Genomic DNA, 15,118 nt, shown 5'->3' on the forward strand with positions numbered 1-15,118 from the left:
GTTAAAAAAGTCATAATTATTGCTATAACAGATTTAAAATATTAATATGGATTTAAAATCTAATGAACCATTTTGGCTTTTAAAGAACGGATTAATGACATCATATCCATCACTGAAATCAGATGAAGAATGTGATGTTTTAATTATCGGCGGCGGAATTACAGGAAGTTTAATTGCCCATCAAATGGTGGAAGACGGCTACAAAACAATTCTTATTGATAAACGGGAGGTCTGTAACGGAAGTACCTCAGCGACAACTTCAATGCTACAATACGAAATAGACGTTCCTCTTTATGAATTAATTGAAAAGATAGGAGAGAAGGGTGCAGTTGCAAGTTATAAAGCCTGTTCAGATTCAATTGATAACCTTGAAAAACTGACCAAAAAGATTAAATCCAAAGCTGGTTTTAAGCGAAAAAAATCTTTATACTTTGCATCAAAAAAGAAAGATATTTCTTGGTTAAAAAAGGAATTTGAAGCCCGAAAAGAAGCCGGATTTGATGTAAAATGGCTTGAAGCCAAAGAAATATTAGATAAATTCGGTTTTGAAAACACTTTCGGAGGCATTGTTTCAAAACAGGGAGCAAGTATTGATGCTTTTAAATTTGCTCATGAATTATTTGATTTAAATGTAAAAAAAGGATTAAAAATTTTCGATAAAACGGAAATGAAATCGGTTAAATATTCAAAAGGATATAATTTGGTTTCCACAACAAACGGACCTCAGATAAAAGCGAAAAAAATTATCTATTGTATTGGTTACGAAAGCAAGGATTTAATTAAAGAAGACTTTGTTGATTTAAAAAGTACCTTCGCAGTCGTTTCTGAAATCGATCACGATAAATTCAAAAATATAGCCGACACCCTAGTCTGGAATACCGACGAACCTTACATCTACATGCGTACGACCGATGACGGCAGAATGCTGATTGGTGGGGGGGATGAAGATTTTCAAAATCCAGAAAAGCGTGATGCTTTACTCGACAAAAAGGAAAAGGAAATTTTAAAAGTTTTAAAAAAAATAAAGCCCGATTATCATTTTTATACCGATTTTGTATGGGCCGGAACTTTCGGTGAAACGAAAGACGGACTTCCATATATTGGTGAACATCCAAAATTTAAAAATTCGTATTTTGTTCTTGGTTTCGGCGGAAATGGAATCACTTTTTCAGTCACCGGAATGGAAATGGCTTCTCAGTTTATGAAAAATAAAAAACATCTTTTGTCCAGATATTTTAAGTTTGGAAGATAGAAGTTGGTGACTGAGGCACTCGAAGCCACCAATAAAATTGATAATAAAAAGTTTCGGGCTTCGGCGAAGCCGAAGCCCGAAACTTCAAAAAAAGCTGCCAATTAAGGCAGCTTTTATAACAATTACGAACTATATCCGTTTCTTTTAGCCAATTCAAGAATAGATTTCTCAATAGCTTTTCCAAGATCATCAGAATCTGTGCTTCCACGTTTTTTCATTTCAGCATCAATGAAATCCTGACGTTTTTTAGATAATTCTTCAATTTCCTTTTGAATTTTATCGCGGGCAGCAGATTTTACGGCAACTGCTTTTTTCACTTCTTCTTTGCTTTTTCCTTTTAATTCGGCGGGAAGCTCATCTTCTTTTACGGTTGTAATAAAATTGGCATCTTTTTCCGCGCGGTCTACCAAATCCCAATGTTCATTGTTGTAAGCATTCTTTTTAGATTTTGCTACTGTTCTTTCAACAGCATTGGCTGCAGACTGAACCTCAGCGTTTTTATCCTGAGCGATTTGTTTGGTTTTGTATTCCGAACCTCTGCTTCCGTAATAAATATAAGTATCATTCAGTTTTGCGTTGCATTCCGAAATTTTCACATCATAAGGAGTTTCAATGTAGATCACTTTTCTGTCGCTGTCGATATTAAAATATTTCCCGTCACCCAAAGAAGCTCCGTTTTGCCAGAATGATTGAATTCCTTCATCTCTGTTTCCACAAAAGATCGTATTTGTATAGATTTTCTTTGTTTTTGCGGTAGAAATTACCTCTTTATAATTGATTTTTCCCTGATCAAATGGTTCATTTCCTGCAATATAGATCAACTTCATGCTTTTATCATTTTTGTCCCAATTCAGATTCATCGATGCATCACGAATAACAGCTCCACAATATTCGCTTCCGCCATTGGTTCTCAAAGCAAATAATTTTTCTGAAACTAAGTCCAAATCCTGCGTTAAAGGAGTAACTTGTCTGATGTAATTTTCATCTTTCAATCCGTCATTTCCGTACTCGTAAAGGGCTATTTCTATTTGTGGTGCCTGTCCGCTGTATTTTAAAGTGGTTAACGTATTCACAATATTCCAAAGTCTGGATTTTGCCTGATCGATTAATCCGTCCATACTGTTTGAAGTATCCAACAGCAATGCAACCTGAATTTTATTGTCTTTGCTGATGATTGAAGGTTTCGGATCTTCACTTTGGATGAAGTTTCTTTGTGCTGTAGCTACAGGATTTCTTTTGATGCAGCCAACTTGTGAAGGATTTTGAGCACTTAAAAATGCTGTTCCTATTGCTAATGTTAAAATTTTAAAAGTTGTCATAATGAATATTTTATGGGGTTATCTGCTGTAATATTGAATTTGCATGTCTTTCGGATAATTTCACTTCGTAGGATAAATTAATCTTATCTGACTTCAACGTTTCATAGTGTATTACCTTAAATTCCTACAGTAAAATTATCTGAATTAAAAGCCGAAAATTCGAAGACTTGGTGAAATGGCATTTTCGCTTGGTGAAATCTATAATTGACTAAAAAAAGAAAGACAGCCCTTTCGAACTGTCTCTTAAATCTGTTAATTAAAGAATCTCATATCTTGTTTTGATGCTGTATTTCAGCTTGATATTCTCAATGTTGTCGAAAGAATAATCTACTCCTGCATCGGCAGCTTCCAACTGTACATTACTCCTCATGCTTTTGTAGGCTACGGGAAGAACAGAATCGCTCATATAATCTTCAATTTCTACGATTTCAAGCGGAGTTCCGGTCTTTTTACCGATGCTTTCCAATAAGTAATCTGCTTTTTCTCTGGCAGCTTTCAACGCATTTATTTTAACCGTTTTTCTGAAATCTGCAATTTTTGTATTCTTGACTTCAGCGATATTCAAATTGCTTACCCATTTTTGGTTCAGATCTTCAAAAAGCTTACTCACATTGGTTTTTGCACTTACTTTAAACTGAAAACTCTTCGTAAATTTCGTTGTCTTAGAATAAAGATTTTGATACATCGATTTGAATTTGATATCTTCATTCTTCACGCCGTCATTTTTCAGTGTTTCAAATAAAAGCTTTTCGTTATCTGCGAGCTGATTTTTATTGTCAGCTTTGATGTCGATGTTAAAAATGATTTCATCCGGTTCTACTTCCATTTCAGCAACTCCCGTTACTTCAATTGCGTTTTTCTTAATTTCCTGTGCGTTGATCAGACTTCCAAATGTTAATAATCCGATCACTAAAAAATGTCCTAATTTCATAATTGCTTGTTTTAAATTTTAAACTTCTAGAGTAAAATTAGTCACATTCAACACTTGAAATCCGGAGACTTGGTGAAATGAGGTTTTCACTTGGTGAACTTTTGAATAGGCTATTTTTTATTTTTCTTCAGGTCATATTTCACGGTAAGACTTAAGATATACTGAATTCCAATTTCAGGTTTGCTTTCATTGATCACCTTATCAAAACCGGAATAATCTGTTCCTTCATAATAATAAGTTTTTGCTTTTCTTTCTTCTTTTCTAATATATGAAACATCGTATCTGTTACTCATATAGCTTACGTCAGAGCTTTCAAAAGCAGAATAATGCTGATATTGGCTTTTTGGAAATACATAAGAAAACCCTGAATTTGCTGTTGGACTTCCAATAATCTCTTTTTTAAATAAATTGAAATAATTATCTTTCTTTTTATCTAAAACTGAGTAAGCTTCTTTTAAAAGATTTTCCTGGATCTTGTCGATATCTGCATTCATATAATCTACTTTGATAACATCGTAGATTTTAAAATCAGAGGCTTCATAAATGATTTTTTCAATCAATGCATATTTATCTACCGTAATAATGATGTTTTTCTTGGTTTCAAAGCCTTTGTTTTTTTGAGTGACGCTGTTTAGATCAGAATTAACGTCATAATCATAGGTTTTAGTCTGTGAAATAAAATCAACAAAAACATTATCTTCTTTAATGCCTAAAGATGATATTTTCTTAATAAAACCATTGATTCTTAGATTGATACCTTCGATTGATTTTTTAGGCGTTAAAGCTTCCTCATTTACTCCAAGAATAATTTTGTATTTATCCGCAGTCTGATTCATCAATACTTTTACACTGATCACCAAAGTGGAGTCTGTCGTGTAATAATTGTTATTGGTTTCAGTAAAAACTTTTACAGGACGATCATATTGATTAGAATTTCTGTAAATCTGATTTCCTCCGACCTGAGCTTTTGTATTCAGGAATGTGAAAGCTGTAAGAATTACAATAAATAATAGATTTTTGTTTAAAATAGAAATATTTTTCATAATGATTAAGTTTAAATTATGCCACAAACTTAATCACGTAATCATTTGAAAAAACGGAATAAATGGTGAACAGAACGTTTAACTTGGTGAGTGTTTCTGTTCAATGAAAAATAATTATTATCTGTTTGTCAGAATAATAGACTTACCATTTTGAGTAATCAGTTTCTTTTCTTCAGAAAACAATTGATTTCTTATAATGATCTCATTTTGACTTTGCGAAATTTTATAAGTGTTTGAGCTAAATAAAGCGTCATTTATGAAATGTTCAAACAATTTTGTAGAATCTGATTGATGTACAGAATAAAAATCAACCTTGTACTTGTTGATTCCCATATGGTAAAATTTGTAGATAATTTGTTCGTTGAGGTCGCTTGAAATTACTTTTGTTTCAATGAATTTATTTTGTTCAAGAAATGAGCAACTTTGAAGAAATAAAATTGATAAGAAGCTGAAAATAAAGATCTTTTTCATAATAATTGGGTGTATTACAAAGGTAATGAAAGCGTTTTCTGTTAATGTTAACACAGTTTCAACTTTGTTTTACTAAATAGCTTTATATCAGATTTTTAATGATTGAAACTTGGTGAACGACCAATTTCACTTGGTGAATAGTTTTTGAGCAAACTATATATATGTATATCTTTGTTTTATGAAAATGCTTCGACTTGTTGTGCTTCTTTTTTTGATCTGTTTTGGGAATGAAATCTATTCTCAAACCACAAATGTTGCACAGGAAGTTACCACAGAAAGTAAAAAGCTTAAAAAGGCAGTTGACAGCAAAGATCAGTCTGCTCAGGCCGATTCTTATTATAATATCGGAGAATCATTTTTCAACAACGGGAATTTTTCTAAAAGTGAAGAATATTTTACCAGATCTAAAAATCTCTACGAACAGCTTAACGATAAACCTAATATCGAAAAAGTAACCCGAAAATTGGCTCAGTCACAAGAGAAACAAAACAAAATCACTCCTGCAATCAATAATTACAGTCGCGCTGCGGAGGTTAATTATTCATCAAAAAGCAAAGCGGTTAATTCTAATGATGCGGCAAGACTTTCTGCACCTTCGCAAGATATGAAAGCTGAAGCAATTCAGAATAATATTGATCTCAGCCAAAAGGAAAATGAAAAAGAAGATCTCGCAGCGAGTTACAGCCAAATGGCGGATGTAAATATTCAGCGGAAGGATATTCCGAGAGCGGAAGAGAATTTAAATAATGCCTATAAGGTTTCTAAAAAAGGCGCACCTCAGCAAGCGCTGGAAATCAATCAAAAATTAACGAATTTTTACGTTGAAAATAAAAACTTCGATAAAGCGATTGAAGCGAAAAAGAAAGTTCTGAAAGAAGATTTTGTTAAAGATAATTCTCAGGAAAAAGTCAATCAAATTCAGGAATTAGCAGATATTTATATCAAAAAAGATGATGCAGAAGAAGCAATAAAACTATTAAAAAATGCTTACGGAATCGCATTGGAAAAAGGTCATACATTAGAAGCTCAGAAAAGTGTTAAAAGGCTGGACAGTCTTTATAATATTGCAAATAATACGAACGCTTCTATTCAATTATACAGAGATTTTTTGGGAAAATTACCTAACTTGGTTTCCAAAGACCGAAGTTTGGTTGATAATAAAATTCTGGAAGATACAGAACAGAGAATTTCACAATTAGAAAAGGAAAGGGAATTAAAAGACGAATTGATTCGCAAGAAAAATATCTTTAATTATAGCCTGATCGGAGTTTTAATCGTGTTGACAGGTTTAATTATTTTTATTTTCAGGACATTGAAAAAAGTTCAGATCAAGAATAAAAAAATTGCCTTACAATCGCTTCGTAGAGAAATGAATCCACATTTTATCTTCAATAGTTTAAATAGTGTGAATCATTTTATTGCAACCAATAATGAGTTGGAAGCCAACCAATATTTAACCAAATTCTCAAAACTGATGCGTGGCGTGATGGAAAATTCCACTGAAGATTTTATTCCGTTTCAGCAGGAATTGGATCTCCTCCAAAATTATCTCGCGTTGGAAAAAACTCGTTTTTCAGAAAAGTTTGATTACGAAATTGAAGTTGATGAAAACTTAAATATGCAAAGTCTAAAAATCCCTGGAATGCTGGTACAGCCGTTTTTAGAGAATGCAATCTGGCACGGATTACGCTACAGAACGACGAAAGGGTTTTTAAAATTAAGTTTCGAAAAAGACGATCAAAACCTAAAAATAATCATTGAAGACAACGGAATCGGAATTGAAGAAAGCAAAAAGCAAAAGACAGAACACCAAAAAAACAGAGAAGGCCGCGGAATGAAAAATACGCTGGAAAGGATTGCTTTGCTGAACGATTTGTACAATCAGGATATTCAATGTAAGATCACTGATAAGAAAACCGAGCCGGGAGTTTTGGTAGAAGTGAGCTATAAATTGTGAAAAAGTAAATAGTCAATTTTTAATATTTACCTAATCAATAAATCCTATTTTCTAAAACCTAAAAACATGAAAATAAAAGCCATAATCGTAGACGACGAGCTTATTGCAAGAGAAGTTTTGAGGAACTACATCACAAAATACTGTCCTCAGGTTGAGATTTTGGGCGAAGCGGAAAATATAAAAGAAGCCGTTCCTTTGATCGCGGAAAAACAGCCTCAACTTGTTTTTCTTGATGTAGAAATGCCTTTCGGAAACGCTTTTGATGTGTTGGAAGCTACAAAAGAATTTTCCTATGAAACAATCTTCATTACAGCATTTTCACAATATTCTTTGCAGGCTTTAAATAAATCTGCGAGTTATTATATTTTAAAACCGATTGATATTCAGGAGCTAATTTTAGCGGTAAATAAAGTAGCAGAAAGTATTGAAAAGAAAGATGAACTCAACCGTAATAAAATTCTCCTTGAAAATTTAAAGTTAAAACCTGAAAAACAGCAATTGATTCTCCCTACTTTACAAGGTTTTGACGTGGTAAAAACAGAAGATATTGTAAGACTTCAGGCAGATGGAAATTTTACGCAGGTCTACCTTACGGATCATTCCAAAAAGATGGTCTGCAGATTTTTAAAACACTTTGATGACCTTTTAGAGCCTCCTTTTGTAAGGGTTCATCGTTCGCACATTATCAACACCAATTTTGTAAAGTCTTACCATAAAAGTGGCACGGCAATACTTTCAGACAACACTGAAATTGAGGTTTCCGGAAGTTTTAAAGATAACTTTTTGAAGGTTTTTTCTTAAAGCTAAAAGCCAATTGCCAATAGCCAGTAGCAATTTCAGGCATTATTTTTGAAGCTTTTATAATAACGACGAAATTTATATTATTATGAAAAATATTCAGAAAATTATCCTTCCCGTATCGTTGGGAATTTTGGGTTTAATTATTCTCAATTCATGTTCAACAGGAATTCCTAAAGGTGCAACAGCTATTAACAACTTTAATGCAGAAAAATATTTAGGAAAGTGGTATGAGATTGCCCGTTTCGATTATAGATTCGAGAAGAATATGGATAATGTGACGGCGACTTATTCTCAAAATCCAAATGGAACAATCCGTGTAGATAACAAAGGTTATGATTACGTTAAAAAAGAATGGAAAGAGTCAATTGGAGAAGCAAAGTTTGTAAAAGATAAAACCGAAGCCAGATTGAAAGTTTCATTTTTCAAACCAATCTGGGCTGGATATAACGTCATTGATATTGACGAAAATTATCAATATGCATTGGTTGCCGGAAGCAGTTTAAAATATATCTGGATTCTATCCCGAACTAAAGAAATTCCTGAAAGTATCAAACAACGTTTTCTAGAAAAAGCTAAGAAAATAGGCTACAATACAGATGAATTAATCTGGGTAAAACATGATTAATCGTCATTGCGAGGAGCGAAGCGACGAAGCAATCTCTTAATAATCTTAATAACTTAAAATCTTAATGTTCCAATTTTAACCATTAAGTTATATTAAGAGTTTAAGAAAAATTAAGTTTAACTCTATTTTAGGGAGATTGCTTCGTCGCTTCGCTCCTCGCAATGACAAAAAAATTAATTCAAACTTTTATACTCCTTCCATTCCTCAAAACGATGATCAATGGCAAGTTTCATCAAGTCATAATTTTCATAGGTGTCTTCAATGTGATAGAATGTTTCATATTCATAATCACTTTCCTCGGCTTTACCGTCAAAAATATTGATATAATCTGTGGCGAAAGAACTGAATTTATCCGCAAAATCTGTTTCATCCACATAATAATCTTTTGCGAAGCTATTTCCAAGATCATTAAGCTCATATTCTGTGAATTTTCCGTCACATACTTCAAGGAGAAATTCTGCTCCGGTAATTTCTCTTCTTTTTAAACTTTCAATTTCATCTTTGAAATCTTCTTTCATTTCTTCGGAATGCAGATCATTGTGAATGCACCAATTCAGAAACATTCCTGTATGTGTGGCGCCATTTTTCGAAGGAAGCCCTTCTGGAAAATCTCCTCCATAATGCCATGAAGCATCATCATATTTAGACATAACTTTAATTATAGTTTTAAACAGTTCAAACCAAAGATATAAAAAATCGTTTTCTTTTGTGCACTACCCAGAATTTTCCGTCATTTGCAGGAGAATTTTTTCAAAAATCATACTATGGAAAAAGCTGTTCTTATTACTATTGGTGACGAGATTCTTTCGGGAAATACCGTTGATACCAATTCTAATTTTATTGCTACTGAACTTAAAAATATAGGTGTAAAAGTTTTACAAATTTTCACCATTTCGGACGAGATTGAAACCATCAAAAATACATTAAAAGATGCTTTTGAAATTGGAGATCTTGTCATTACAACCGGCGGTCTGGGGCCAACCAGAGATGATAAAACCAAAAAAGCACTTGCCGAATATTTCAATGATGAAATTGAATTGGATGAGGTTACTTTTGAGCATTTGAGAAAGTATATGGAAAAACGTGGCCGTCTGGAAATTCTGGAAAGAAACCGCGAACAAGCCTTTGTTCCTACAAAATCTACGGTTTTTCAAAATAATTTCGGAACCGCACCTTGCATGATGATGGAGCAGGATGGGAAATTATGTTTCAGCCTTCCTGGCGTTCCTTATGAAGTAAAACCTTTGATTAAAGATCAGATTGTTCCTTATTTAAAAGAAAAATATAGTCTTAATTATATCACCACAAGAATTATTTCCGTAGTTGGAATTCCTGAAAGTATTTTAGCAGATATCGTTGAAGATTGGGAACTTGCCCTTCCTGAAAACTTGGCGTTATCCTATCTTCCGATCGGAACCAGAGTAAAGTTAAGACTGACTGCCACAGGAGAAAATGAAGTGTATTTGCAGCAACAATTAGAAGAAGAAATTCAAAAATTACTTCCTTTAATTAAAGATAATGTAATCGCCACGACGGAGGATAAAATTGAAAAAATTCTCGGTGAACTTTTAATTGAAAGAAAATTAACGATTTCAACGGCTGAAAGCTGTACAGGAGGAGAATTGGCTAAAATGATCACTTCAAATTCCGGAAGTTCAAAATATTTTCTGGGCGGAATTATTCCTTATGCCACAGAAAAGAAAATTGAGATTTTAAAGGTTAAAAAAGAAACGGTTGACGAATTCACTGTTGTAAGCGAACAGGTTGCTCAGGAAATGGCAAAAGGGTGTCAGAAATTATTTGACACAAATATTTCTCTGTCGACAACCGGAGTTGCAGGCCCCGGAAAAGGTGAGGATGGTAAAGATATTGGGACGGTTTTCTATTCTATCAGGGTGAATGATAAAGAGCTTAGTTCAAAATTATACATGCCACATCTAGAAAGGTCGGATTTTATGAATTTTGTATCACAGAAAATTCTGCAGGATTTGGTGGGAATTTTAATTTCAGAATAAATTTTAATAGTAAAAGTTACTGATAATCAATATTAAATGATCTATTTTAAAAAATAGAAATTTCCAGTAACGAATTGTAGAAAAAACATACTTATTGTATAAATTGTTATTATAATGAAAAAATTAACGCTTTCTTTGTTTTTACTAGCAGGAGTTTGCTCACTAAATACAGTGAGTGCACAGACTAAAGCTACTAAAACAGCAGTGAATACAGCAGATAAAGGTTTAGACCTTAGTTTGATGGATACATCTGTACGTCCACAAGACGACTTCTATAACTATGTAAGCGGAACTTGGATGAAAACTGCCAAGATCCCTTCTGACAAACCTACTTGGGGTAGTTTCAACAAATTGGCTGATGATACGGATAATCACTCAATGACGATCTTGAACTCTCTTTTAAAAGACAAATTTGCTGACGGAAGCGAAGGTAAAAAAATCCAGGATTTGTACGCAACGTATATGAACATGGATAAGAGAAATGCAGACGGAATCAAGCCTATTCAGGAAAACATCAATAAAATTGATGCGATCAAAAATCTTGCAGACCTTCAAAACTACTTTATTTCTGTAACGAAAGACGGAGAAAATACATTATACGGATGGGGAATTGATGCAGACTTGAAAGATTCTAAAATGAATGCTGTTTATTTAGGTAACGCTTCTTTAGGATTGGGAAGAGATTATTACCAAAAAGTAAACGAAAAAAATACAGAAGCTCTTGCTGAGTACACAAAGTACGTAGCTTCTATGTTGAAAGAATTAGGATACAAAAATGCTGATGCTGCTGCAAAAGGAATCGTTGATTATGAAAAAAGCATTGCTAAAACATATTTAACGAACGAGCAGAGCCGTGATAACACGCTTCAGTACAACCCAAGAACAATGGCTGAGCTTTCAACATTGGTAAAAGGTGTTGATATTCCTGCTTACCTTAAAAAAGTTGGAGTAACTACAGATAAAGTAATCATCGGAGAGATCGGATATTACAAAAACTTCGATCAGTTGGTAAATGCTAAAAATCTTCCTGTAATTAAGGATTATTTGAAGTTCCACATGATCCACGGAAGTGCTTCTTATCTTAGCGAAAAACTAGGAGATACAAGATTTGCTTTCTATGGTAAATATCTAAGAGGCCAACAAGAGCAAAGAGCGCTTAACAAAAGAGGATATGAGTTAATCAACGGTTCTCTTGGTGAAGCTTTCGGTAAATTATATGTTGAGAAATATTTCCCTGCTGAAGCTAAAGCTCAGATGGTTGAATTGATCGATTATTTAAAGAAAAGTTTTGCAGTTCACATCAATGGTTTAACTTGGATGTCTGCTACAACGAAGGTTAAAGCAATGGAGAAACTTAATAAGTTTACTGTAAAAGTTGCTTACCCTGACAAATGGAAGGATTATTCTAAATTAGAGATCGTTCCTGAATCTAAAGGTGGAAATCTATATTCAAACCTTCAAAACCTTTCAGAATGGCAGTACAACAAAGATTTAGCTAAAATCGGAAAACCGGTTGACAAATCAGAATGGGGAATGACTCCACAGACTGTAAATGCTTACTACAACCCGGTAAACAACGAGATCGTATTCCCTGCAGCTATTCTTCAGCCACCGTTCTTCAACCCACAAGCTGATGCTGCCGTAAACTTCGGTGGAATTGGTGCAGTTATCGGTCACGAAATGAGCCACGGATTTGATGATTCAGGTGCGCAATTCGACGCAGATGGTAACTTGGTGGACTGGTGGACTCCGGCAGACAAGGCTAACTTCGAAAAAGCGACTAAAGCTCTTGCTTCTCAATATGACAAGTATGAGCCTGTAAAAGGGACTTTCGTTAACGGTACTTTCACAAACGGTGAAAACATCGCTGACTTAGGTGGAGTAAACATCGCTTACGATGCATTACAAATGTACTTGAAAGATAAAGGAAATCCTGGATCAATCAGTGGATTTACACAAGATCAGAGATTCTTCTTAAGCTGGGCAACCGTTTGGAGAACGTTATCAAGTGAGAAATACATGGTGAACCAAGTGAAAACAGACCCACACTCTCCTGGATATTTCAGAAGTTTCGGTCCGCTTATTAACGTTGATGCTTTCTACAAAGCATTTGACGTAAAAGCTGGAGACAAATTATACAAAGCTCCTGCAGACAGAATCAAAATCTGGTAATAATCAGATCATAATATTACAAACCGTTCAGAAATGAGCGGTTTTTTTATTGGTGGCTGAGGTTTTCGAAGCCACTATTATTAATCAAGAGTCCTTCGACTCTGCTCAGGATGACATCTCTAAAAAAGCACTTTACAATAAGAGCAGATAGTATTAGGAATGTCATCCTGAGCGGAGTCGAAGGATCTCAACATAATTAATAAACAGTTTTTTAATCAATAGGAACGGGCTTTAGCCCATTTCCAACTTCAAAAATTTCAAAAAAGGCTTTAGCCAAAACTTAAACTTGCACACATACACACTTTTTTACTTATAATCACAACTTATGACTAATAACTCAAGATCATTTATCAATTATGATTAATCATTTATAACTTAATTCGTATATTTGGTAAGTTTGTGTAAAATCAAAAATTATCTTTAATGAAAAAGCTAAATATTGGGATACTTGCTCTTTCGGGTATCGTATTTTTAAATTCTTGTGGTACGGCAAAAACTGCCGAAACAAGTAAAAAAACAGAACCTCAAGTGGTTGCTGTAGAACCGGTGAAAGAACAAGCAAAAGAAGAGGGGATCAACTTATCTTATATGGATAAAAGTGTGCGTCCACAGGATGATTTTTTTAGCTACGTTAACGGAAATTGGGTGAAAACCACTCAAATTCCTTCTGATAAAGCGAGCTGGGGATCTTTCAATGCGTTGAGAGAAAATGTGGATGATGCTTCTTTGGATATTTTAAACAAAATCTTATCTGAAAAATATGAATCAGGCTCTGAAGGTCAGAAAATTCAGAATCTGTATGCATCTTTCATGGATACAGCGAAAAGAAATGCTGACGGACTGGCTCCGATCAAAGGAGACTTAGCAAAGATCGATGCCATCAAAAATATTAATGATCTTCAGAAATATTTGTTGGATGCTACAAAATTGAGCGACAATTCTTTCTACGGATGGAGAGTAGGCGCAGATATGAAGAATTCTACGATGAATGCGGTATATCTTGGCGGTCCCGATCTTGGTTTGGGAAGAGATTATTATCAAAAAGTAAACGAAGCCAACACGAAAACGTTAGCTGAATATCAAGTGTATGTTGGAAAATTATTCGGAGTTTTAGGATATAAAAATTCTGATGCAGCTGCAAAAAATGTAGTTGATTTCGAAAAGCAATTGGCCAATTATCTATTGACTCTTGAGCAAAACAGAGATGCTAATTTAAGATATAACCCTAAAAATGTATCTGAATTATCAGGTTTGGTTAAAAATATTAACCTCGCTAAATATTTAACGGATGCCGGAGTAAAAACCGACAAAGTAATCGTGGGTGAATTGAAATATTACCAGAATATGGATCAGTTCATGACGCAGAAAAACCTTCCGTTATTGAAAGATTACTTGAAATATCATATTATTAATGGAAATGCTTCTAATTTAGATGAAAACTTAGAACAAATCCGTTTTGATTTCTATTCAAAATATCTTCAGGGTCAAAAAGAGCAGCGTCCGATGAACAAAAGAGGGTTAGCTCTTGTAAATGGCGTGCTTGGTGAGGCTTTTGGTAAATTGTATGTTGAAAAATATTTCACGCCTGAAGCAAAAGCTCAGATGGAGACTTATATTGATTACATTTTAAAATCATTTAAGACTCACATCAATGATATGGATTGGATGTCTCCTGAAACAAAAGTAAAAGCTCAGGAAAAATTATCCAAATTCACGGTAAAGATCGCTTATCCGGATAAATGGAAAGATTATACATTATTAAAGGTAGAATCTCCTAAAGCGGGAGCAACTCTATATTCTAATCTTCAAAATGTTGCTGAATGGCAATATCAGAAAAGTTTAGACAAAGTAGGAAAGCCTGTTGACAAAACAGAATGGGGAATGACTCCGCAGACGGTAAATGCTTACTACAGCGGTTCAAATAACGAGATTGTATTCCCTGCAGCAATCCTTCAACCTCCTTTTTACAATCCAAAAGCTGATGCAGCTGTAAACTTCGGTGGAATTGGAGCGGTTATCGGTCACGAAATCTCTCACGGATTCGATGACAGCGGTTCTCGTTTTGACGGCGATGGAAACCTAAATAATTGGTGGACAGATACCGACCGTAAAAACTTTGACGCTAAAGTGGGTCAGTTGGCAGCACAATACAGCGCTTACGAACCCGTAAAAGGAAGTTTTGTGAACGGAAAATTCACAAGCGGTGAAAATATCGGTGATTTGGGTGGAGTAGCAGTGGCTTACGATGCCCTTCAAATGTACCTTAAAGACAAAGGAAATCCGGGATTAATCAGCGGATTTACACAAGATCAGAGATTCTTCATGAGCTGGGCAACAGTTTGGAGAACAAAAGCTACTGATCAGTATATGACGAATCAGGTTAAAACAGATCCGCACTCGCCTGGAGTTTTCAGAGCATTCGGGCCTTTGGTTAATCAGGATTCTTTCATCAAAGCTTTCGATATTAAGCCTGGAGACAAAATGTATAAAGCTCCTCAGGACAGAATAAAAATTTGGTAACATAGCCAAAAA

At 34.3% G+C, this 15,118-nt stretch carries 12 protein-coding genes; 7 read left to right on the forward strand and 5 right to left on the reverse strand.

Annotated features, from left to right (window positions below; genetic code table 11):
• Positions 1–46: 46 nt before the first annotated feature.
• Positions 47–1,252, forward strand: coding sequence for an NAD(P)/FAD-dependent oxidoreductase (locus tag EG348_RS13000; protein ID WP_123983464.1), 1,206 nt, complete (start codon positions 47–49; stop codon positions 1,250–1,252).
• Positions 1,253–1,374: 122 nt separating this feature from the next.
• Here the strand turns inward: EG348_RS13000 and EG348_RS13005 are convergent, their stop codons facing one another.
• The 4 genes from EG348_RS13005 to EG348_RS13020 all read right to left on the reverse strand — a co-directional run bounded on the left by EG348_RS13005 (position 1,375) and on the right by EG348_RS13020 (position 5,016).
• Complete coding sequence (locus tag EG348_RS13005; protein ID WP_123983465.1) at positions 1,375–2,571, reverse strand: VWA domain-containing protein; 1,197 nt, start codon at positions 2,569–2,571, stop codon at positions 1,375–1,377.
• Positions 2,572–2,827: 256 nt separating this feature from the next.
• Positions 2,828–3,502 (reverse strand): SIMPL domain-containing protein, encoded by a 675-nt coding sequence (locus tag EG348_RS13010; protein WP_123983466.1) that lies wholly within the window; start codon positions 3,500–3,502, stop codon positions 2,828–2,830.
• Between the two features lie 110 nt (positions 3,503–3,612).
• The gene (locus EG348_RS13015) at positions 3,613–4,545 is read right to left on the reverse strand and encodes an SIMPL domain-containing protein (protein WP_123983467.1); all 933 of its coding nucleotides are present in this window, start codon (positions 4,543–4,545) and stop codon (positions 3,613–3,615) included.
• A gap of 117 nt (positions 4,546–4,662) precedes the next feature.
• Positions 4,663–5,016: a hypothetical protein gene (locus tag EG348_RS13020; RefSeq protein ID WP_123983468.1), complete on the reverse strand. Its 354-nt coding sequence runs from the start codon at positions 5,014–5,016 to the stop codon at positions 4,663–4,665.
• Between the two features lie 178 nt (positions 5,017–5,194).
• Between EG348_RS13020 and EG348_RS13025 the strand changes: the two genes are divergently transcribed.
• From EG348_RS13025 to EG348_RS13035, 3 genes are all read left to right on the forward strand, one after another.
• Complete coding sequence (locus EG348_RS13025; RefSeq protein ID WP_123983469.1) at positions 5,195–6,973, forward strand: histidine kinase; 1,779 nt, start codon at positions 5,195–5,197, stop codon at positions 6,971–6,973.
• Between the two features lie 66 nt (positions 6,974–7,039).
• Positions 7,040–7,774, forward strand: coding sequence for a LytR/AlgR family response regulator transcription factor (locus EG348_RS13030; protein ID WP_123983470.1), 735 nt, complete (start codon positions 7,040–7,042; stop codon positions 7,772–7,774).
• Between the two features lie 85 nt (positions 7,775–7,859).
• A complete protein-coding gene (locus EG348_RS13035) occupies positions 7,860–8,399 on the forward strand; it encodes a lipocalin family protein (protein ID WP_123983471.1) in 540 nt (179 codons plus the stop codon).
• Between the two features lie 173 nt (positions 8,400–8,572).
• On the opposite strand, the gene EG348_RS13040 is transcribed toward EG348_RS13035, so the two are convergent.
• A complete protein-coding gene (locus EG348_RS13040) occupies positions 8,573–9,049 on the reverse strand; it encodes a hypothetical protein (protein WP_123983472.1) in 477 nt (158 codons plus the stop codon).
• Between the two features lie 114 nt (positions 9,050–9,163).
• On the opposite strand from EG348_RS13040, the gene EG348_RS13045 reads away from it, so the two are divergent.
• The 3 genes from EG348_RS13045 to EG348_RS13055 all read left to right on the forward strand — a co-directional run bounded on the left by EG348_RS13045 (position 9,164) and on the right by EG348_RS13055 (position 15,106).
• On the forward strand, positions 9,164–10,414 hold the full coding sequence (locus EG348_RS13045; protein WP_123983473.1) for a CinA family nicotinamide mononucleotide deamidase-related protein: 1,251 nt from the start codon (positions 9,164–9,166) through the stop codon (positions 10,412–10,414).
• Between the two features lie 114 nt (positions 10,415–10,528).
• On the forward strand, positions 10,529–12,586 hold the full coding sequence (locus EG348_RS13050; RefSeq protein WP_123983474.1) for a M13 family metallopeptidase: 2,058 nt from the start codon (positions 10,529–10,531) through the stop codon (positions 12,584–12,586).
• A gap of 423 nt (positions 12,587–13,009) precedes the next feature.
• Positions 13,010–15,106, forward strand: a complete 2,097-nt coding sequence (locus EG348_RS13055; protein WP_123983475.1) for a M13 family metallopeptidase — start codon at positions 13,010–13,012, stop codon at positions 15,104–15,106.
• The last annotated feature ends 12 nt before the right edge of the window (positions 15,107–15,118 follow it).

The sequence above is a fragment of the Chryseobacterium sp. G0201 genome, from assembly GCF_003815655.1.
GTDB lineage: Bacteria > Bacteroidota > Bacteroidia > Flavobacteriales > Weeksellaceae > Chryseobacterium.